At 65.2% G+C, this 20304-nt stretch carries 19 protein-coding genes, 2 tRNA genes and 1 pseudogene; 11 read left to right on the top strand and 11 right to left on the bottom strand.

The genetic code is table 11. The features are described from left to right. Positions 1-396, top strand: coding sequence for an MAPEG family protein (locus tag U5A82_RS10360; protein WP_326290652.1), 396 nt, complete (start codon positions 1-3; stop codon positions 394-396). Here the strand turns inward: U5A82_RS10360 and U5A82_RS10355 are convergent. Further along, positions 393-2432 (bottom strand): putative bifunctional diguanylate cyclase/phosphodiesterase, encoded by a 2040-nt coding sequence (locus U5A82_RS10355; protein ID WP_326290650.1) that lies wholly within the window; start codon positions 2430-2432, stop codon positions 393-395. The two genes, U5A82_RS10360 and U5A82_RS10355, sit on opposite strands and share 4 nt — an antisense overlap. Positions 2433-2557: 125 nt before the next feature. Between U5A82_RS10355 and moaA the strand changes: the two genes are divergently transcribed. From moaA to U5A82_RS10320, 7 genes are all read left to right on the top strand, one after another. Further along, positions 2558-3568: a GTP 3',8-cyclase MoaA gene (moaA, locus tag U5A82_RS10350; RefSeq protein ID WP_326290649.1), complete on the top strand. Its 1011-nt coding sequence runs from the start codon at positions 2558-2560 to the stop codon at positions 3566-3568. Continuing rightward, entirely contained in the window at positions 3565-4341 is a 777-nt protein-coding gene (locus tag U5A82_RS10345) for an NAD kinase (protein WP_326290647.1), read from the top strand. The genes moaA and U5A82_RS10345 overlap by 4 nt, the downstream gene beginning before the upstream one ends. Positions 4342-4418: 77 nt before the next feature. Beyond that, a tRNA-Asn gene (locus tag U5A82_RS10340) sits at positions 4419-4493 on the top strand. Between the two features lie 354 nt (positions 4494-4847). Then, entirely contained in the window at positions 4848-5909 is a 1062-nt protein-coding gene (locus tag U5A82_RS10335) for a type III polyketide synthase (protein WP_442802164.1), read from the top strand. After that, the gene (locus U5A82_RS10330) at positions 5906-6598 is read left to right on the top strand and encodes a methyltransferase domain-containing protein (protein WP_326290644.1); all 693 of its coding nucleotides are present in this window, start codon (positions 5906-5908) and stop codon (positions 6596-6598) included. Before U5A82_RS10335 ends, U5A82_RS10330 begins: the two co-directional genes overlap by 4 nt. Continuing rightward, on the top strand, positions 6589-7674 hold the full coding sequence (locus U5A82_RS10325) for an NAD(P)/FAD-dependent oxidoreductase (RefSeq protein ID WP_326290642.1): 1086 nt from the start codon (positions 6589-6591) through the stop codon (positions 7672-7674). Before U5A82_RS10330 ends, U5A82_RS10325 begins: the two co-directional genes overlap by 10 nt. Positions 7675-7808: 134 nt before the next feature. After that, positions 7809-7883 (top strand) — tRNA-Asn (locus tag U5A82_RS10320). A gap of 115 nt (positions 7884-7998) precedes the next feature. Here the strand turns inward: U5A82_RS10320 and U5A82_RS10315 are convergent. Genes U5A82_RS10315 through U5A82_RS10305 form a run of 3 tightly spaced genes read right to left on the bottom strand, consistent with a single transcriptional unit; the run spans position 7999 to position 10575 of the window. Beyond that, entirely contained in the window at positions 7999-9324 is a 1326-nt protein-coding gene (locus U5A82_RS10315) for an SPOR domain-containing protein (RefSeq protein ID WP_326290640.1), read from the bottom strand. 4 nt (positions 9325-9328) lie between these two features. Next, complete coding sequence (locus U5A82_RS10310) at positions 9329-9841, bottom strand: hypothetical protein (protein ID WP_326290638.1); 513 nt, start codon at positions 9839-9841, stop codon at positions 9329-9331. Between the two features lie 11 nt (positions 9842-9852). Beyond that, positions 9853-10575, bottom strand: coding sequence for a ParA family protein (locus U5A82_RS10305; protein WP_326290636.1), 723 nt, complete (start codon positions 10573-10575; stop codon positions 9853-9855). A 202-nt stretch (positions 10576-10777) separates the two neighbouring features. On the opposite strand from U5A82_RS10305, the gene U5A82_RS10300 reads away from it, so the two are divergent. Beyond that, positions 10778-11794, top strand: a complete 1017-nt coding sequence (locus tag U5A82_RS10300; protein ID WP_326290634.1) for an SPOR domain-containing protein — start codon at positions 10778-10780, stop codon at positions 11792-11794. Between the two features lie 4 nt (positions 11795-11798). On the opposite strand, the gene gcvA is transcribed toward U5A82_RS10300, so the two are convergent. Then, positions 11799-12698 (bottom strand): transcriptional regulator GcvA, encoded by a 900-nt coding sequence (gcvA, locus tag U5A82_RS10295; RefSeq protein WP_326290632.1) that lies wholly within the window; start codon positions 12696-12698, stop codon positions 11799-11801. A gap of 86 nt (positions 12699-12784) precedes the next feature. On the opposite strand from gcvA, the gene U5A82_RS10290 reads away from it, so the two are divergent. Both U5A82_RS10290 and astD read left to right on the top strand, forming a co-directional pair. Beyond that, positions 12785-13813 (top strand): DUF1338 domain-containing protein, encoded by a 1029-nt coding sequence (locus U5A82_RS10290; protein ID WP_326290630.1) that lies wholly within the window; start codon positions 12785-12787, stop codon positions 13811-13813. 5 nt (positions 13814-13818) lie between these two features. Next, entirely contained in the window at positions 13819-15219 is a 1401-nt protein-coding gene (astD, locus tag U5A82_RS10285) for a succinylglutamate-semialdehyde dehydrogenase (protein ID WP_326292903.1), read from the top strand. 138 nt (positions 15220-15357) lie between these two features. Here astD and U5A82_RS10280 read toward each other — a convergent pair whose 3' ends face one another. From U5A82_RS10280 to U5A82_RS10255, 6 genes and pseudogenes are all read right to left on the bottom strand, one after another. Further along, positions 15358-15513 carry a hypothetical protein gene (locus U5A82_RS10280; protein ID WP_326290628.1) on the bottom strand — a complete coding sequence of 52 codons (156 nt, stop codon included), beginning with the start codon at positions 15511-15513 and terminating at the stop codon, positions 15358-15360. Positions 15514-15715: 202 nt separating this feature from the next. Further along, on the bottom strand, positions 15716-16096 hold the full coding sequence (locus U5A82_RS10275; protein ID WP_326292902.1) for a VOC family protein: 381 nt from the start codon (positions 16094-16096) through the stop codon (positions 15716-15718). Between the two features lie 420 nt (positions 16097-16516). Beyond that, a complete protein-coding gene (locus tag U5A82_RS10270; protein WP_326290626.1) occupies positions 16517-16729 on the bottom strand; it encodes a DUF2093 domain-containing protein in 213 nt (70 codons plus the stop codon). A gap of 2 nt (positions 16730-16731) precedes the next feature. Continuing rightward, on the bottom strand, positions 16732-18135 hold the full coding sequence (locus U5A82_RS10265; protein ID WP_326292901.1) for an NAD(P)H-dependent flavin oxidoreductase: 1404 nt from the start codon (positions 18133-18135) through the stop codon (positions 16732-16734). Positions 18136-18225: 90 nt separating this feature from the next. After that, the gene (locus U5A82_RS10260) at positions 18226-19398 is read right to left on the bottom strand and encodes a glycosyltransferase (protein ID WP_326290624.1); all 1173 of its coding nucleotides are present in this window, start codon (positions 19396-19398) and stop codon (positions 18226-18228) included. Then, positions 19391-20271: pseudogene (locus U5A82_RS10255) on the bottom strand (alpha/beta fold hydrolase). Before U5A82_RS10255 ends, U5A82_RS10260 begins: the two are co-directional and overlap by 8 nt. Positions 20272-20304: the final 33 nt, after the last annotated feature.

Here is a 20304-nt window from a genome sequence, read left to right as displayed (position 1 = left end):
ATGCCCGTCGAAATCACGATCCTCGCCTGGTCCATGGTCCTGCTGCTGGTCCACATCTTCACTGCGGCGCATTTCAAGACCAAGCAATATGGCCCCAAATGGAATATGGGCGCACGCGACGAAAAACTGCCGCCGCTTCATCCGCTCGCCGGGCGGCTGGTCCGGGCGGAGGCCAATTTCAAGGAAAACCTGCCCATCGCCATCGTCGCGCTGATCGGGGTCGTGGTGGCGGGGAAGACCAGCGAATGGACCGCCATGGGTGGCTGGATCTGGCTGGGCGCGCGGGTCGTGTATCTGCCGCTCTATGCCGCAGGGGTTCCGGTGGTGCGCACCATCATCTACCTGGCCAGCCTGGTCGGCATCCTGATCGCCCTCTGGCCGCTGCTGCTTTTCTAACCCGCCAGCACCAGATTGATGAGGTCGGCGGAAGACACGCCCGCCGATCGCAGGAAGCCCTGACAATAATCGCAACCTTCCCGCGCCAGCAGGTCGAGTTGCTCCTCCGTCTCCACCCCTTCGGCGATTACTTTAAGGCCCAGCGACTTGGCCATATGGATCACCCCGCGCACGATGATCCGGTCCCGCGCGGTCCCGGCGATATCCTGCGCCAGTCCGCTGTCGATCTTCAGATAGTCGAGCGGCAGGCTTTTAAGATAGGCGAGACTGGAATAGCCCGTGCCGAAATCGTCGATCGCCACCGCCAGCCCTTCCGCCCGCAGTGCGTTGAGCAGCGCCGTCGCTGCGGCCACATCCTCGATCAGCCCGCTTTCGGTAATCTCGACCGTCAACCGGGATCGCGGAAAACCGCTGCGATCCACCAGCCCCAGCAGATCAGTCATGAATCCGGGCTGGGCGATGTCCGCCGCCGTGACGTTGATCGACAGGCGCAGGTCCGCCAGCGCGCCGGGCCACGCCGCCGCCTGCCGCAGCGCCTCCGCCTGGATATGCGCCGACAGCGGCAACATATAGTCGGATCGTTCGGCCGTGGCGAACAATATGCCCGCGCCCAGCGGGCCATAATGGGGGTGGTTCCAGCGCGCCAGCGCCTCCACCCCGCTGATGCGATCGGAGCCGACGGGATATTGCGGCTGGAACACGATACTGATCTCGCCCCGGTCCAGCGACAGGCGCAAATCCGTCTCCAGCCGGTCGGCATCGACCTGCCGACTATGCTTTTCGGCCGACAGGATGCGGATGCCCTCGCCGCCCGCCTGGCGCGCATCGGACAGGGCGGTGCCCGCCCGACGCAGCAATTGCGTCACATCGTCCTCGGTCCGCGCCTGGGCGATACCGCACCGGGCGATCAGGCGGATCAGATGGTCGCCCGCGCTGAACGGCTGCCCGACCGCGCCGATCAGCTGCCGCGCCAGGAAGGTCGCCCGGTCGCTGCCCGCCACTTCGCCGGTCAGGCCGACCAGAAATTCGGTGCCCGCGATGCGTGCGACCATCGTGTCCGGCGCAACATCGTCCACCATCCGCTCGATCCGCCGGGCGATGCGCCCCAGCAGCGCGTCGCCCACCACTTGCCCATAGGCCGCATTCATCCGGTCGAAATGGCTGATCGACAGCAGCAATATGGTGGTCGGCAGCCCCGCCCGCCGCGCCAGCCAGTCGAGCGCCGCCTGCCGCGAACGCAGCCCGGTCAGATAGTCGCGGCTCCCCCCATCCTGCGCCTGCCCGTCCGACAGCCATTCAACGTCGGCGGCAATCGCGCCGTCCGTGTCCCGCAGATGATGGACCAGCCGCTGCCCCGGCCGATCCGGCAGGGCATGCGCCAGCACGGCAGGCCGCCCGACCTTGCGCATCGCCTTCAACGCCGCCAGCACCCCGCGCCGCTCCACCCGCGGCAGTCGGCGGACCAGCGCCGCAGGCGCGACGACGCTATCCGTCAATCCCAGATGCTGCGCCAGGCTATCGCTGGTCCGCAGCAATCCGTCGCGACCCAGTGCCCAGTAAAGCGCGTCCCCCCGTCGGATGCGCTGCGCCCGCTGGCTGTGCGCGACACCGCCGCCCAGCCGCTCGACCAGCCGATGCGCAGACGCCAACGCGGCTTTCAGGCTCATGTCGGTCACGGCGCCCGCCAGATAATGCGTCGCCCCGACCGCCAGCAGGGCGGGCACCTGATCCAGATGGCGCGCGTCGATCAACACCAGGATCGCGCCGCCGCCCGCCTCCATCGCCGGCACCAGCGGCGCGAGCAGATTGTCGACGTCGCCGCCGCCTCGCAGATCGACCAGCCCGATCTGCGCTTCGCTGTGGAGATAGCGTTGGGGGGCATCCTTGGCCCGGCGCGCGCCGATCGCGCGCCAGCCGATGCGCTGTGCCGTCTGGATCAGCCCGTCGCGGTCACCCGGCGACAGGATGAACAGGCTGCGCTGGCCCTCGCCACTCTGATCCCCACTTGCCAAATTCACTTCCCCGGCGCCGCGCATCGCCACGCCCTAACAGACAGGCGTTACCGACCTCTTGCCTGCCCTGCAACTTCCTATGGCGCAACTTCGCAAGGCTGGGCGCGGTGGTGCTTGCACAGGCCATGTCCATCGCCTAGCTAGACAGCATGGTCCCGGCCGATCCCTCCCGCGCTCTGATGACCGACGGCCTTGGCCGCCGGATCAGCTATCTGCGCATATCGGTGACGGACCGGTGCGACCTGCGATGCCGCTACTGCATGGCCGAACGCATGCAGTTCCTTCCCAAGAACCAGGTCCTGACGCTGGAGGAGATCGCGCTGCTCGCCGACCTCTTCATCGCACGGGGCATCAGCAAGATCCGGCTGACCGGCGGCGAACCGCTCGTGCGGCGCGACATCGGTGACCTCGTCCGCCGGATCGGCCGACATCTGGGCGAGGGTCTGGAAGAACTGACGCTCACAACCAACGGCACGCGTCTGGCCGAACATGCCGACATGCTGGTGGATGCGGGCGTGCGGCGGATCAACGTCAGCCTCGACAGCCGCGACCCCGACCGCTTCGCTCATGTAACGCGCGGCGGCCGGATCGAACAGGTGCTGGAGGGATTGGACGCCGCGCGCGCGGCTGGGCTGGCGATCAAGATCAACATGGTGGCGCTGAAAGGCGTCAACGATGACGAAATCCTGCCCATGTTGCGCTGGTGCGGCGACAAGGGCTTCGACCTGACCCTGATCGAAACGATGCCGCTGGGCGACACCGGCGAAGATCGTACCGACCATTATCTGCCGCTGACCAAAGTGGCCGACGCGATTCAGGTCGAACACAGCCTCACGCCCCTGTCCCACCGCACCGGCGGACCGGCCCGCTATCATGCGGTCGATGGCATGGGTATCAAGCTGGGCCTCATCACCCCGCTGACGCAGAATTTCTGTGCCGACTGCAACCGCATCCGCATGACCTGCGAGGGCAAGATCTTCATGTGCCTGGGCCATGAAGACCATGTCGATTTCAAGGCCGCCCTGCGCGAAGGCGGCCTGCCTGCCGTGGAGCCGCTGATCGACCGGGCGTTGCGGCTGAAACCTGCCGCCCATGATTTCCGCATCGGCGCGGGCGAAAGCGCCGCCACGCGTCGGCACATGAGCGTTACCGGCGGATGAGCAGCGAGCCGCGGCGCGCCCTGGTCGCGTCCCCCACCCAGGCTGCACGCGCGGCGGAAGAACGGCTGCGCGCCGCCTACGACTTCGTCCCGTTCGAACAGGCCGATATGATCATCGCCCTGGGCGGCGACGGCTTCATGCTCCAGACGCTCCATTCGATGCTGGAGGCGCGTCGGATACTGCCGATCTTCGGCATGAACCTGGGCACCGTCGGCTTCCTGATGAACGAATGGCGGCTGGAACGGCTGGATCAGCGGCTGGAAAAGGCCAAGAGCTTCAAGGTCAATCCGCTCCGCATGACCGTGGATACGGTCGATGGTGAGCGTTTCTCGATCCCCGCCATCAACGAAGTATCGTTGCTGCGCGAAACGCGCCAGACCGCCAAGCTGGAAGTGCAGGTAAACGGCCGCCCGGTCCTGCCCGAACTGGTGTGCGACGGGGTGCTGGTCGCGACCCCGGCCGGCTCCACCGCCTATAATCTGTCTGCCCATGGGCCGATCCTGCCGCTGGGGTCCGCCCTCGTCGCGCTGACCCCGATCAGCCCCTTCCGCCCCCGTCGCTGGCGCGGCGCGATCCTGCCGGAAAATACCAGCATCCGCTTCACCGTGCTGGACCCCGTCAAGCGCCCGGTCAGCGCCGTGGCCGACCAGCGCGAAGTGCGCGACGTCGCGCAGGTGGAGGTCGGCATCGACCGCGCGACACCGCTGACGCTGCTCTTCGATCCCGAACATACACTTGACGACCGCATCGCCGCCGAACAATTCATCGCCTGAAATTTCCGTCATTTGGCGCTTGCCATTTCCGGAAACCCGCTGCTATACGCGCCGCCTGCCCAGCGAAAGCGGGCTGCTCCCCGATAGCTCAGCGGTAGAGCATTCGACTGTTAATCGAATGGCCGTAGGTTCAAATCCTACTCGGGGAGCCAAATTGCACCATCGCCGTCCCGGAATAGCGGACAGGTGAGCGGCTGGCGCCATATTCCCAGATCGAACGCTTTCATGGCCCCCTGTAGTCAGGGTTTCATCGGCATTATCTGCGCTAGCAATTGGTCGGGACCGCCGCACTTCTGCGCCACCCTGTCCGACAGATGCGGCCCCCGCTGCCATCATGGCGTGTCGATCTTGCTATCTTCACGGCATAGACCATAAGTTGCGAAGGGCCATGGATTGTCTGCAACCCTTATCGCTTCCGCTTCGTTTTACCCGCAATTCGTGACCGGTAAAATTGTGGCTACAGCAGGATGCTTCATCACGCAGGTCGGCGACAGCAAGGAAAGCCCGTGCATCCCACACTCCCTTATATCAACGCCATTTCCACCGCGACCCCACCCCATGATGTTCACCCCGCTTTTATAAACTGGGCGAAGAAGAGGATGGCTGACGAGCGGGAAAGCGCCGTCTTCGCGCGCATGGTCGATCGCGCTGCCATCGATCATCGCTGGAGTGTCCTGCCGCCCCCAGCAATCGATCGTTCGCAGACCGATACCGGCGGATTCTATGACAGCCAGGCGTGGCCGGGCACGGCGCGACGCATGGCGCTCTACGCCGACGCGGCGCCAGCACTGGCCGAACAGGCCATTCGTGGTCTGGGATCGCTGGATGACGTAACGCATCTGGTGCTGGCCAGTTGTACCGGCTTTGTCGCGCCAGGCATCGATCAACTATTGGCCCAGCGTCTGGGTCTGGACGCGACGGTGGAACGGACGTTGATCGGCTTCATGGGCTGCTATGCCGCCGTCGCCGCTATGCGGACGGCCTATCATATCGTCCGCTCGCAACCAACGGCAGTGGTGCTCGTGGTGACGGTCGAACTGAGCACCCTGCATCTGCAACAAGCGGACGACCTCGAGTCCTTGCTGGCAATGCTGCTCTTTGCCGATGGCGCGGCGGCGTCACTGGTCAGCGCCCGCCCAGTGGGCCTTGAGATTAGCGCGCCCTTTTCCGTAGCCCTTCCCGACAGCGGCGATCTTATCACATGGACGGTGACCGACACGGGTTTCGCGATGGGCCTGTCCGGCATGGTGCCCGGACGGGTTGCCAGCGCCCTCGCCGACCCTGACATGCATCAACGCCTATGGGCGGACGGCAGGACCGATAGTTGGGCCGTCCATGGCGGCGGACGCTCGATCCTGGACGCCGTCGAACGTGGACTGGATCTGCCCGAAAATGCGCTGGACACCTCTCGCGCCGTGTTGCGCGACTGCGGCAATATGAGTTCGGCAACCCTGATGTTCGTTCTGGCCCGTATCCTGGCTGACGACGCGCGGCCATCTGCCGGTGTTGCCCTGGCGTTCGGCCCCGGCCTCGCAGTCGAAGGCTTTCGCTATCGGTCGCCAGGATGATCGATCTTTCACGCCCCGTCATGGCGCAGGAACAGATGGATGCGCCGGACTTGCCGCCCGAAACCTATGCGGCGGTGCTCCATGACCTGAGCCGCGTCAACAAGTGGACGATGGCGGCGCGCCCGACGCTCGGCTTCCTGGGCCGGATCGCGCGGCCGGGCGAACCGCTTCGGATACTGGACGTAGGATATGGGGCGGGCGACATGCTGCGCACGATTGCCCAATGGGGCAGGACACGGCGCATCCCTCTGACGTTGGTGGGCATCGACCTCAATCCGCGATCCGCCGCCGTCGCCAAAGCTGCGACAGCGCAGGACATGGAGATCGATTATCGGACCGGCGATTATGCCGATCTTGCCAACCAGAATTGGGATGTGATCCTGTCCAGCCTTGTCGCGCATCATATGTCGCGCGAGGAACTCATCCAATTTCTGCGCTTCATGGACGGGGAAGCCAGTCGCGGCTGGCTGATCAACGACCTTCATCGCCACCGCTTTGCCTATCTCGGCTACCCCCTGCTCGCGCGCCTCATGCAATGGCACCCGATCGTGCGGCAGGACGGTACGCTGTCCATCGCGCGCTCTTATCGGCGCGATGAGTGGCGGCCGTTGCTGGATGAGGCGGCCATTATGGGCGCGCGTGTCTTTCGGGCTTTTCCCTTTCGCCTTTGCGTCGAACGATGCCGCTGATCGTCGGCGGTGGCCCGGCAGGCGCAGCGGCGGCGATCCAATTGTCGCGCGCCGGGTTACGCCCTGTCGTCATAGAGCGTTCCGCCACACCAGCGGACATGCTCTGCGGTGGCTTCCTCAGTTGGAACAGCGTTCGACTTTTGGAGGAATGCAATGTCGATCCGCTGGCATTGGGTGGACATGCCATTCATCGCGCCCGCCTGTTTGCCGGACGACACGTCACGGAACTGGCATTGCCCGCACCCGCTGTCGGTCTGTCGCGCAGACGCCTGGACGCGGCTTTGCTGGACCAGGCGGCGGCGGCTGGTGCCGACATCCGGCGGGGCGTGACCGTGCGCGGAATCGACAATGGCGTCGTCCGCTATGCTGACGGCACGTCCGAAACGCCCGCTCACCTCATATTGGCGACCGGCAAGCATGACGTGCGCGGGGCTGCGCGCCCGGCCCCCACGAACGATGCCGCCGTCGGCCTGCGCTGGCAATTCCCAGCGAGTCAGCGACTGATCCAGACATTGGGCGACGCGATCGAGTTGCATCTCTTCCACCAGGGCTATGCCGGACTGGTCGGCCAGGAGGACGGCGCGGTCAATCTTTGCCTTGCCGTTCGCCAGAGCGCGTTCGTCAGGGCGGGCAAGCGTCCCGATGCCATGCTGACCGCCCTCCTTGCGCAAACGCCGGGGCTGGCAGACCGGCTGGCCGACGTCGCGGTGGGGGAAGCCCAGGCCATAGCCAATATCCCTTATGGCTGGCGGGCGGATGGTCCGTCGGAGGGGCTATATCGTATCGGCGATCAGATCGGCGTGATCCCGTCCATAGCAGGAGAAGGCGTGGGAATCGCGATCGCGACGGGAATGGCGGCAGCGAAAGCGATAATGGCGGGTGTCGACCCGCTGACATATCAAAGAGCCTGCTCTCGTCAGATCGCGCCACCGATCAAATGGTCAGGGCTGATATGGTCGTTGGCGGAGCGGCCTTGGCTCGCGACCATGGCGCTTAACCTGTTGTCGGCTCTACCGGGCTTGGGCTTGGCCGCAATGCACATCACCCGGGTGGCCGGTTCACCCAGGGACGACTGATTCTGCCGTCGACGCAGGGCCGGAATTTGCCTGTCCCGGCGCATACGATTTTTTGAGATCAAGGGCTTGCGAAGCCCTTGCCATTTCAAATCAGCCGATGCATAGGCGCAGCCAGTCCGACGAAAGCCGGTCGTTCCCCGATAGCTCAGCGGTAGAGCATTCGACTGTTAATCGAATGGCCGTAGGTTCAAATCCTACTCGGGGAGCCATTTTTCCAAATCCGATATCGCGCAATTCTCATTCGACCGTTTCTGCGGCCCAGAAAAAACGCGCGAAGCCGACGGGGCCTCGCGCGTTCAGGTTTCTCGGGGGAGAGATTGTGGTTCAGCGCGATGCGAACTGACGCCCCCTGGTCGCCACCGCCCAGCGCTGAGGCGTTGCGCCCTGCGCGGTTTCACGGACGAAGCACTGACCGCTGCGGGCGCGAATGGTCCGGCATGCCGTTATCGCATCGGCGCGGCTGCCAAAGCCGCTGATGGCTAGGCGGTGATAGGCCTTGCCCTTCACCGTCACCTGGCTGGTAAGCACCGGGAAGGCTGCCAGCGTAGCGCTGCGCCCGGCCATGCCCATCCATTTTTCCTTGGCGATCGCCGCGCTGTCATAAGCGCCCAGTTGCACCACCCAATGGCTGGCGCCATTGGCGACGGGCTTCACGAACGCGACCTGCTGCATCCGCGCCTCGCCGGTCGATGATGTTTTGGCGGTGAAGGACTTGGCGTTCCGATCCTCGATGATGAAATCGCGCGCGGCGACGCGAACGGGCGCGCGGGACGCCTTGATCGTGGGCGCGGTTTCGACCACCGGTTGCGGGACTGCTGCCGCCTCCGCCATCACCACCGGCTGGACTTCCGGCAGCGGTGCAGGCTGCGGCGCAGCCTCAGCCAAGGCGACCGGTGCGGCGGTGGCGGCAGGCGCGAGCGCGAGGGCAACCGGTTGGCCTGCATCGGCCTCGTTCATCGTCACGCCCAGCAGTGCGGCGACACGCATCGGTGCCAGTGACGGCTCGGCAATCTGCGCCCAGTCGGAAATGCGTTTGTTCGCGGCCAGCGGCTCCATGTCCAGGCCGACGATGAGGCGAGCATCCTTCCAGCGCCCGGCCAGCGCATAGGCATAGGCCAGGTTCTGGCGCGTCCGCACGGTGGCGGACGGATCGTGAATCGCTTCGGACAGGATACGCACGCCTTCGCCCGCATCGCCCGCCATCGCCATCGCCAGACCATAATCGCTGGCAGGCACGGTGCTGGCGTTGGCCGTCAGCAGGCTACGCGCGGCATCGGCCCGACCTTGCGCCACCTGCACCAGGGCCAGGCTGACGATCGTGCTGGCATTGCTGTTGCCCAGCGCGACGGCGTCACCCAGCGCCGTTTCCGCCGACGCAAAGCGGCCGGCCAGCACATAGGCACGGCCCAATATCTGACGATAGGCGGCATTTTGAGGCTCGAGTCCTACCGCCGCCTCGGCGGCTTCCACCGCCTTGGTCGCGTTCCGGTCGGCCAGGGCCCTTTCCGCCGTGATGGCGAGCTTGCCCGGATCGCCCTTTTGCCGGACGGCCGAAGCCGACGGGCGGAACGCCGCGCCGGTGCAGCCGACCATGGTCGTGGCGACCAGCAGGGACGATAGCGCTGCCTTTGCGAATGTGTTGCGTTTCATGATTTTACCCACCCTTCATGCGCTCGCCATCGCCCGCAGGCGGCAGCTGCTCCGTCAGCCGGTCGATTTCCGGCAGGTCGTTGAGAAGATCGTCCAGCGCCTGCGTCACGATCTGTTGGGCCGAACGCCCCGTGATCGCGCAGGCCAGGCGCAGTTTCAGATGCCGTCCGGTATCCAGCCGCAGCGTGAAAGCGGTCTTTCGCCCGCGCACGGGCGCATCGGCCGACAGAAGCTGGCGCGCCAGACGCGTCGCCAGCAACTGGCGCTCCACCATAACGGGCGGCACGGGAATGACCGGCGCCATCGGCGTCAGGCCGATCGGCGCGGCCAGTTCCTCGGTCGGTTCATGGATGGGTTCGACATCGAAGCCCATGTCGTTCCAGCCCAGATCGTCCGGCGACGCCGTCAAAGGCGTGCGGGTGAAGCCCAGCGTCGGACGGCGCATGGCGGGCTGGGCAGCGCCTTTGCGGGCGAGCAGGCCGGAGGTCAGCGAAGCGAGCGGTTTGGGTTCGGCCATCATACTGTCCCTTACTGGCCGATCACGCGGCGACCGAAGCCGCCGCTCACCGGGCGGGCCGCGATCGTGCCGACGCTGCTGCCCTGGGGCACGGAAAAGACCGTGCGGCGGAAATTCTTTTCAAGCCGATCCGACACGTAGGACCAGAGCGCCTCCACTTCGGCGGCGGAGCGGCCCTTGGGATCGACCTCCATCACGGTGCGACCATCGATCATCGACGCGGCGAAATCGGTGCGGTGATGCAGTGTCACCGGCGCGACCGTGCCATGCTGCGACAGCGCGACGGCGGCTTCGGACGTGATCCGCGCCTTGGGCGTGGCGGCGTTGACGACGAAGATCAGCGGCTTGCCCGCCCGTTCACACAGGTCGACCGTCGCACCCACGGCGCGCAGGTCGTGGGGGCTGGGCCGGGTCGGCACGACGATCAGTTCGCTGACCGCAATGACGCTCTGGATCGCCATGGTGATCGCGGGCGGCGTGTCGATGACGGCCAGCTTGAACCCCTGCTGGCGCAATATCTCCAGGTCGGCGGCCAACCGCGCGACGGTGGTCTGGGCGAAGGCGGGAAACTCCGCCTCCCGCTCGTTCCACCAGTCTGAAAGCGACCCCTGCGGGTCGATGTCGATCAGGACGACCGGACCAGCCCCGGCCCGTTGCGCCTGCACGGCCAGATGGCCCGACAAGGTCGTCTTGCCAGATCCACCCTTTTGCGACGCCATCGCCAAAATCCGCAACGCACACCCCCCGAAAATCCAGTTCCGGGTTGAACTGCCACAAGTCGCGCTAAAATTTGGTTAACCGCAGGCAAAAGCGGCCCGACGACCCGGCCATGCTATTGCTCCGTCACCCTATATTTCGGCCTTACGCTAACAGGACTTTAACCTTATCTGGCCATGGCTGTTATCCATTAGGATTTTCGCACTGGAGCCTGTGCACATGAAGCATATCTGGGGAACCGCGGCGCTGGCCGCGATGCTGGGCGTCGCGCTTCCTGCGCTGGCGGATGTGAAGACGGGCGTAGATGCCTGGCAACAGGGCGATTATGCCAAGGCGATCGCCGAATGGCGGCCGCTGGCGCAATCGGGCGACCCCGACGCGCAGTTCAACCTGGCCCAGGCCTATAAGCTGGGCCGTGGCGTTCAGCCCGACGTCAATGTCGCGATCGACTGGTATCGCAAGGCAGCGGTGCAGGGCCATTTGCGCGCAGAAGATAATCTGGGCCTGTTGATGTTCCAGCAGGGCGACCGCGCGGCGGCCATGCCTTATCTGCAACGTGCATCGCTGCGGGGCGAACCGCGCGCCCAATATATCGTCGGCACGGCCCTGTTCAACGGCGATACCGCGCCCAAGGATTGGGTGCGCGCCTATGCGCTGATGACGCGCGCATCCGCGTCCGGCCTGACGCAGGCCGCGACCAGCCTGGAGCAGATGGACAAATATATTCCCGAAGATCAGCGCAAGCAGGGTCTGGCGCTGGCCGCCAACATGGAAAAGGGTGACGCCGGCCGGGCGCTGGCCGCCGCGCCGTCTGCCCCATCGCGCAGCACGCCCTCGGCGGTCCGCAGTGCTGCGGTGCCTGCGTCCACCGTTACACCCGCAGCACCCAAGCCGACGCCTGCCCCTGCCAAGGCTCCGGCGCAGGTGGCCGTCGCCAAGCTGAAAACCGTGCCCGTACCGGCACCGGCCCGTCCCGCGTCGAGCGCTCCTGCCCCGGCGGCATCGGGCGGCTGGCGCGTCCAGCTCGGCGCTTTCGGTGAGGAAGGTCGCGCCCGCGCGCTGTGGAGTCAGCTCAGCCGCAAGGTGAGCGGTCTGTCCGCCTATCAACCCTATCTGGTGAAGGCCGGCGCCGTGACCCGGCTTCAGGCCGGTCCGATCGCCAGCAGCGGCGACGCCGCGCGCCTGTGCGGCGCGATCAAGGCGGCGGGCGCCGACTGCATGCCCAAGAAGATGTAGGGGATCACGCGCTTCGCGCCTGATCCACCATCCAGTCCCGGAATTGCGCCAACGGCCCCGCGCCCAGAGCGCCGGTCGGATAGACCAGATAATAGGCCTGATCGGTAGATAACGGCCGGGCGAAGGGGATGACCAGCGTCCCCGCCTCCAGTTCCGGCTGTATCAGGAAGCTGGGGATCAGCGCCACGCCGACCCCGGCGGCGCAGGCCTGCGCCAGCATCAGGAAATGCTCATAGGCCGCGCCTTGCGCCAGATCGGACGTGTCCACCCCCGCCGCCATGAGCCAACGCGCCCAGGCGTCCCGCCGCGATGCCTGGCTCAGCAGCGGCGCGCGCAGCAGGTCGGCCGGATCGCGCAGCGGGTGCGCCGCCAACCAGGCGGGGGCACAAACCGGCACCGCTTCTTCACGGAACAGAAAGTCCATCGCGACGCCCGGCCAGTCCTCTGCGACACCGAAATGGACAGCTGCATCGAAATCCTCATGCCCGAAATCGAAGGGCTGCGATCGGGCGGCGAAGTCGATCACCAGATCGGGATGGCGCGCGGTCAGCTGCGGCAGGCGCGGCGCGAGCCAGCGCATCCCGAAGCTGGGCAATGTGGCGATCCGCAGCGCCGTCCGCGACGGCCGCGCCGACGCTCTCGCCGTGGCCCGGCGGATGCTATCGAGCGCAGGGAGCAGATCGTCGGCATAGGCCCGCCCCGCCGCGTTCAGGCGCACCCTTCGCCCGATCCGGTCGAACAGCGGCATTTGCAGCCAGTCCTCCAGTTGCGCGATCTGGCGACTGACCGCGCTCTGGGTCAGGCCGATTTCGGCCCCGGCGCGGGAAAAGCCGCCGTGGCGCACCGCGGCTTCGAACGCCGTCAGCGCGGACATGGGCGGCAACCATTTGCGACTATCATTCATTCCAACCTCGCATCAACAGATGACAGGAAGCCATTTTGAATTGGCTGCCTACCGTGCGATAACAGTGCTGTCATCCGGAGCATATCATGTCGAATGAGAATATGGGTAGCATAGAGACACTGGTCGGCGCGGCGCTGGGCGAACAAGCCGCGCGCCAGACGCTGGACATGCTGGAGATCGATCCCATCCTGCTGGCCCAGCATGGCGACACCGTGTCCCGCGCCGCCTTCGCCATGGCCATGAACGTGGCGCTGTTCCACGACCTGTTGCATCGCGTGCCGAGCGGCGCGGCCTATGTCGCCGACACGCTGTCACGCGGCGGAAAGGTCGTCTTCGACCATGGCGCGCTGCGCTCCATCCGCTTTCCTGACGGCCCGACCGGCGCCCTGCCCGGCGGCGAAGACGCCTTCACGCGCATCTTCCTGCCCCTGGGCTACGAAATGGCGGCGATCTACCCGCTCGACCGGCTGCGCATGACCGGGCGCGCCTATCGCCACCGCGACTTCCCCGAAGCGATCCCGCAATTCTTCCTGTCCGAACTGCATGTCGACCGGTTCGACGCCGCATTCGGCGAAGCCGCCGCGCGTGTCTTCGGCACGTCGCGCGACCCGCTCGACGACCGGGCCAGGGCCGTATTGGCCGATTTTAACACCGCTGATACTGTCCAACTCGTTGACGCAATCGCTGTTTTGCCGGTGATCCTGTCCGCCTTCGACCGGCAGCATGAGCCACCAAGTTTCGCCGATTATCAATTACTTCTGTCCCGGTCCAACGAAGCCGCCTGGATCGCGACCGAAGGCAATGGCTTCAACCACGCGACCGACCGGGTGGCCGATGTCGCCGCCCTTGCCGATCGCCTGAAGGCCGAGGACCACCCGATGAAGGAGAAGCTGGAAATTTCCCGCACCGGTCGGGTACGCCAGACCGCCTTCCGCGCCGACAGCGTGGAGCGCCCCTTCGCCGATGGGGAATGGCGGCGGGTGCCCGGTTCCTTCTACGAATTCATCAGCCGCGATATCGACCCGGAGACGGGCAAGCTCGACCTCGCCTTCGACACCGGCAACGCCACGGGCATCTTCGCCATGACGAGCGCGCAAGAAAGCGCGGGCCGGTGAGCGCGATGTTGCAGTCCTTCGATCCGGCGTCGCGCGAACTGGTCTGGGAAGGGCCGGTTGCAGATGCAGACGATTGCCATCGGGCTATCGCCACCGCTCGCGCTGCCCTGCCCGGCTGGCGCGCCCTGCCTGTGGACGACAGGATCGCGGTCGCTCGACGCTACGCGCAAGTGCTGGGCGACCGGCGCGGGGCGCTGGCGCAGCTCATATCGCGCGAAACGGGCAAGCTGCTGTGGGAAAGCGACGCCGAAGTCGGATCGATGATCGCCAAGGTCGACGTGTCGATCAAGGCCCATGCCGACCGCACCGGCGAACGCGCCGCCGACATGCCCTTCGGCCGCGCCGTGCTGCGCCATCGCGGCCATGGCGTGATGGCGGTGCTTGGTCCCTATAATTTTCCCGGGCACCTGCCCAACGGCCATATCGTCCCTGCGCTGATCGCGGGCAACGCCGTCCTGTTCAAGCCGTCGGAGATCACGCCTGCCACCGGCGCGGCGATGGCGGACGCCTGGGCGGCGGCTGGCCTGCCCGATGGCCTTCTGACCGTCGTGCAGGGCGGGCGGGCGACCGGAGAGGCACTGGTGGCGGGCGATATAGACGGGTTGCTCTTCACCGGATCGGCGGGCGCAGGCGCAGCGCTGCGTCGCGCTTTAGTCGATCGGCCGCATGTCGTCATGGCGCTGGAGCTGGGCGGCAACAATCCGCTCATCGCCTGGGATTCGCCCGAACAAGCGGCGTCGATCATCGTCAACTCCGCCTTCATCACCACGGGCCAGCGCTGTTCCTGCGCCCGCCGCCTGATCGTGCCGGAAGGCGCGACCGGCAACGCCATCGTGGAGGCGACCGCTGCGATCGCCGCGCAATTGCCGATCGCTGCCTGGAACGAACCGGGCGACGCCTTCATGGGACCGCTGGTGTCGGATCAGGCCGCCGCCGCCGCCCACCGCGCCGTCAGCGACCTGATCGCGCGCGGCGCAAAGGTGATCCGCCCGTTCGATGGTTTGCCGGACCGCAGCGCCGCCTTCGTCACGCCCGCCCTGCTAGACCTGACCGGTGTCGATGCGCCCGACGCGGAAATTTTCGCGCCGGTGCTGACGATCGTCCGGGTGCCGGATTTCGACGCCGCGATCGCGACCGCCAACGCCACCAGCTTCGGCCTGTCCGCTGGGCTGATCGCACGGGACGAAGCGCTCTGGCAGCGTATGGTGGAGGAAAGCCGTGCAGGCGTGGTCAACCGCAACCGCCCGACCACCGGCGCGGCGGGCAACATGCCCTTCGGCGGGCTTGGCGCATCGGGCAACCACCGCCCCAGCGCCTATTATGCCGCCGACTATTGCGCCTACCCCATCGCCAGTTTCGAGGCGAACGAGGTCGCGACGGTGCCAATTAACGGTTTAAGCCGTTAGGGTGGCAGGGGTGGAGTAAAAGCGGTTCAAGCGCGCTGGATCGCTGTCCTGGCGAGTGCTGCTTAACTAAAGCGCGAGCGGAAGCGCTTGGGCGATGCCGACCGCCTTCTTATCGCGATGACGATCGGCATCGCCGAATTACAGCCCCAACCGCGCCCAGAAATCATCGGGTGCGATCACGGTTGCGGCGGTCAATTTGCGATCGACGCGCGCCCAGCTGCTGTGGGGCAGATAGACATGATTGTCCCCGCGAACGGGACGCTGCGGGTGGGGGCGAGTGGTCTTGCGGTTCATCGTCTTCTCCTCGAACAAGGGAACACGAAACCTGGCGTGGTCGCTTCGGCACCGTGCGCTTTAGCCGTTGGTAACGCGGAGCAAGCTGACATCCTTCAAAAGCCGCGGAGCGAAACGCTCGCCATCCTATTGAACGCCGAGAGCCACAAAGTCCAAATAGCTTTGCTTGGGGGCGATCCAGCACTGCTTGACCGATATGGGATCAGGCGATGCGATGCAGACCGCATAATTTGTTACCGGCCGGATCGCGAAGATAGGCGAGATAAAGCTTGCCGAAGCCCCCTTCCCTTATGCCGGGCGGGTCTTCGCAATGGCTGCCACCTGCCGCCACACCAGCTGCATGCCAGGCGTCCGCCTGTTCGGGAGACGCCATGGAAAAACCGATCGTCCCGCCGTTAGCATGACAGGCCGGATTGCCATCGATCGGCTTGGTCACCAGGAATAGTGATCCGTCATGCATATAGATGGCGCGGCCCATGTCATCGTAGAAGCCGGGCTTCGCACCAAGCGCGCCTAACAGCGCGTTGTAAAAGGCTTTGGACGCGTCCATATCGTTCACGCCGACCATGACGTGACTGAACATCATTTTCCCTGATTGATGCCATGATAGACGATCCGCAAAGCGCAAGCCTTCATGAGGAGATACTCTTGGCGCCGACCGCCTGCGACAGGTGGCATCAGCATTCCAATTCGCGCGCCTAGTCGCGGCGGGATCAGACGATCGTGCTGTAGAGGAACCAGCCCACGATCAGCAGGCTCGACACGATGCAAATACGATCACCGAAGACGTCGATACGAGACATCAAAAACATCCTTCCACCAAATAGGCGCTCTGCGTCGCCTCAAGGGAAAGATTACATCAGTTTTAATCGTACTGGAATAGCAAAGTTGCGACTGGCCGCCTGAACAAGGGGTTGAACCGATATTCCCACCATATTGAAATCCGGTCGGCATATGCCCATCGACAAATGCCCGAACCGGGGCGCAGCTTAACTCGCCAAATTTATTCGACAATTTCTCCGCGGTGGCGGAGGAAGGCGTGCGTGGCCTCCTGCGGCCCGCGATAGGCCTCCTGAAACTCCGCGCTCCAATATTTGAGGTCTTCCAGATCGATTCGCGTGCCTGACACGGCGCACAGCACGAACTGGCCTGGTTGCATGACGTCGAAATGCGGCGTGTCATAATGCAGCACCGCCAGCCCCTGGATATCCGCCACCCTCAATCGCCGGTCAGGATGCGGTCGACCAGCTGCTTTACGGTCGGCACGAACCCGTTCGAATAGAAGGGATCCTGCTTAAACCGATAGGCGGCATGGCCAGCGAACAGCAAATTCTTGTCAAGGTCGCCGCCATGGACCAATTCCTGGAGCGACTTCTGGATACAGAAGCTGCGCGGGTCCGCCAGACGGCCGGTCGAATTGGTTTCGCTATCCATCCAGCTGGAGAAGGAACATTGCGACAGGCAGCCCATGCAGTCGGTCTGGTCCTTGCGGATTTCCGCCTTCTCGTCTTCCGCGACGAACACCAGCGTGTTGTCGGGCGTCTTGAGCGCCGAGGTGAACCCCGCGCCGAACCATTCGCGCGCGCGGGTCAGGTCGCCCAGCGTCACCCAGAAATTCTTGCCCTTCACGCCCACGTCCAGCTGGTGGGTATGGTCGCCCGCCTGTTCGGTGCTGAACGGTATCTGGCGTTCCGATCGGGCTTCGAGCGAGCGCAGGAAAGGATTGCGGATCGCCGAACTGTAGAAGCCGGTGGGCGAGAATTTGTGCAGCAGCACGTCGCCCGGCTCCAGCTGCATCAACCGGTCCTTCCACGCCTGCGGAATTGGGCTTTCCTGCGTCAGCAGCGGGCGGGTGCCGAACTGGAACATGATCGCGCCCAGTTCGGGATTGTCGATCCAGTCGTTCCAGTCCTTGAGCGCCCAGACGCCGCCCGCCATCACGATCGGCACGTCGTCCGAAATGCCGCCTTCGCGCATGGTCGCGCGCAGGTCGCGCACGCGGGGATAGGGGTCTTGCGGGGCGCGGGGATCTTCGGCGTTGGACAGGCCGTTATGGCCGCCCGCCAGCCAGGGATCTTCATAGACCACCGCTGCCAGCCATTCCGACGCCTTGGAATAGGCGCGCTTCCACAGGGCGCGGAAGGCGCGGCCGGATGAGACGATGGGGAGATAGCTGACATTGTAGGAGGCCGCGATTTCGGACAGCTTATAAGGCATGCCCGCGCCGCAAGTGACCCCTGCCACCATGCCGCGCGTCTTTTCCAGCACGCCATGCAGGACGCGCTGCGCGCCGCCCATCTCCCACAACACGTTGATGTTGATCGCGCCCTTGCCGCCGGCGATCTCGAACGCGCGCTTTACCTGTTCGACCGCGCCATCGATGGCATAGGCGATCAGTTCTTCGTGCCGGTCGCGACGGGTGCGGCCATGATAGATTTGCGGTATGACATTGCCGAAGCTGTCATAACTGTCGGCATTGACCGCCGACACTGTCCCGATGCCGCCGGCCGCCGCCCAGGCGCCGGAGCTGCTATGGTTGGATACGGCAACACCCTTGCCACCCTCGACTATCGGCCAGACTTCACGGCCGCCATAGACGATAGGCTTCAACCCCTTGAACAACGACATCTCCTGCACATGCGCCGGCCCCCTCGACCGGGTAAAAAGCGACCCTATAGCAGCTTTGGCTGTCTATGACGAATTTCGCGCGCCCTAGCGCAAAATCATGGGGCTGGCCAGAGCGTCGCCATATAGCTGTGCATAAGCGTTTACCATAGCGTCTTCGGCATAGTCGCGCGCCGCGCGCTGGCGGTTGGCATCGCCCAGGCGCGCGCGCAGATCGGCGCCCGACGCCAGAGCCCCCAGCGCATCGGCAAGCCCCGCCTCACGCCCCACGACGAACGGGCGATTTTCCGGCGCGACCATATGGGCGACATCACCCACGTCCATCGATGCAGCAGGCAATCCGGACGCCATCGCCTCCACCAGGGAGATCGGGAATTGTTCGCTGTCGGATGACAAAGCGAAGATGTCGAACAGGCCGACGAAGCGCCAGGGCCGGTCCATGAAACCGGCCATGTGCATGTCGTCCAATCCATGGGCAGCGGCTTCGGCCAGGATGGCGTCGCGCTCCGGCCCCTCACCCACCACCACCAGTTGCAACCTGTCCTTGTGCGCGGCGACGGCGCGGACGAGGCGGGGAATATTCTTGACCCCGCGCAATCCCGCGAGCGTACCGACCAACAGCTTGCCGGGCGTGCGGACAAGCCCTGCAATGGCATCCGGCGCAGGCGGCGTGGCGTAGCGGGCGATATCGATGCCGTTGCGGATCAGGTGGAGCCTGTCGGCCGGTTGCTTCCAGACGATGCGGGCGATGCCCTCCAACCGCACCGAGGGCACGACCAGCCCATACGCGCTTTGCAGACCAAGGCGGCGGAACAGGTTGCGTTTGACCTTCAACCCATCGGTCTCGTCGGCGTTAAAGCCATCCTCATGATGGATCAATGCGGGCAGTCCCGCAGACGCGCCCGGCATCATCGTCGCCAGACGATGTGCCATGACGGCGTCCATTGATCCCCAATTATAGGTCAGAACAAGGTCGAACCGCTTGAGGAAAGCCGTAATCACCCGGTAGCGTGCCGGGCCGGGCTTCCCCGCGAAGGACGGGCCATCGGGGAAATCGACCATGATGCCCGGATCAATCGCGTCGCGCGCATTCATCGCCTGGGGATCGGCGCTGACGATGCTGTGCCGCGCTTTGTCGCCCCACAGGTTCATCAGGCGCACGGTGCGCGCCTCCTTCCCGCCCAAAGAGAAGCTGCCATGGACATGGAGAATATGGGGCCGCGCCCCGCCGATCCTGAAATTGCGGGAAGCGTCAGCCATGGAGGACGCGCGCCAGCAACCGGTCGATCGCCGCCGCGCTTTCCGGCTCGTCCAGCGCAGGGGCGTGGCCGACATGGGGGACAGTCACCAGCTCCGCGCTGTGCCCGATCCCGTCCACCATACGCCGGGCCGTCGCGTCGGACAGAAGATCGGATCGTTCCCCCGCAGCAGCAATGTCGGGATGTCGCGGAACGCCTGCATCACCGGCCACATGTCGACCCCGGCCTCGCTGCCCATGGCGCGGATCGGCTCGGCGATCTTCATGTCATAGTCCAGCACCACGCGCCCGCCGCTGTTCAGGCGGTAGAGGCGCTTGGCCATCGCCAGCCATTGTTCCAGATCATAGCCGGGATAGACGTCGGCATTGGCTTCCGCCAAGGCGCGGGCGGCATGCACCCAGGTCGGATGCGACTGGCCCACGCCGACATAGGATCGAATGCGCGCCAACCCGCCTTCGTCCAGCACCGGGCCGACATCGTTGAGCAGCGCGCCAGCCAGCCATTCCTTGTGGGTCGCGGCGATCAGCATGGTGATGAGGCCGCCGAGTGAGGTGCCGATCGCGACGAAGCGCGTGATCGCCAGATCGGCCAGCAGGCGGCCTATGTCCTGAAAATAGGTGAGCGGGACATAGGTCATCGCATCCTTGGCATAGGCGCTTTCGGCACGCCCGCGCATGTCCGGGCAGATGATTCGCCACTCGCCCGCCAGCCGCCCGGCCAGCGGTTCGAAATCGCGGGCGTTGCGGGTCAGCCCCGGCAGGCAGAGCAGCGGCGGACGACCGTCATCGCCGCCGGCCCCATTCTGGTGATAGTCCCGATAATGGAGCCGCAGCCCATCGGGTGACCACCAATATCCGTCGCTATAGCCGCTCAAGCTTGATCCTTCAGGTGACCTTCCCCCATATCG

Origin of the sequence: Sphingobium sp. CR2-8, from assembly GCF_035818615.1 — a bacterium.
Taxonomy (GTDB): Bacteria; Pseudomonadota; Alphaproteobacteria; order Sphingomonadales; family Sphingomonadaceae; genus Sphingobium.
Note: the sequence above shows the minus strand (reverse complement) of the source record. Positions and strands in the feature narration are given on the sequence as shown.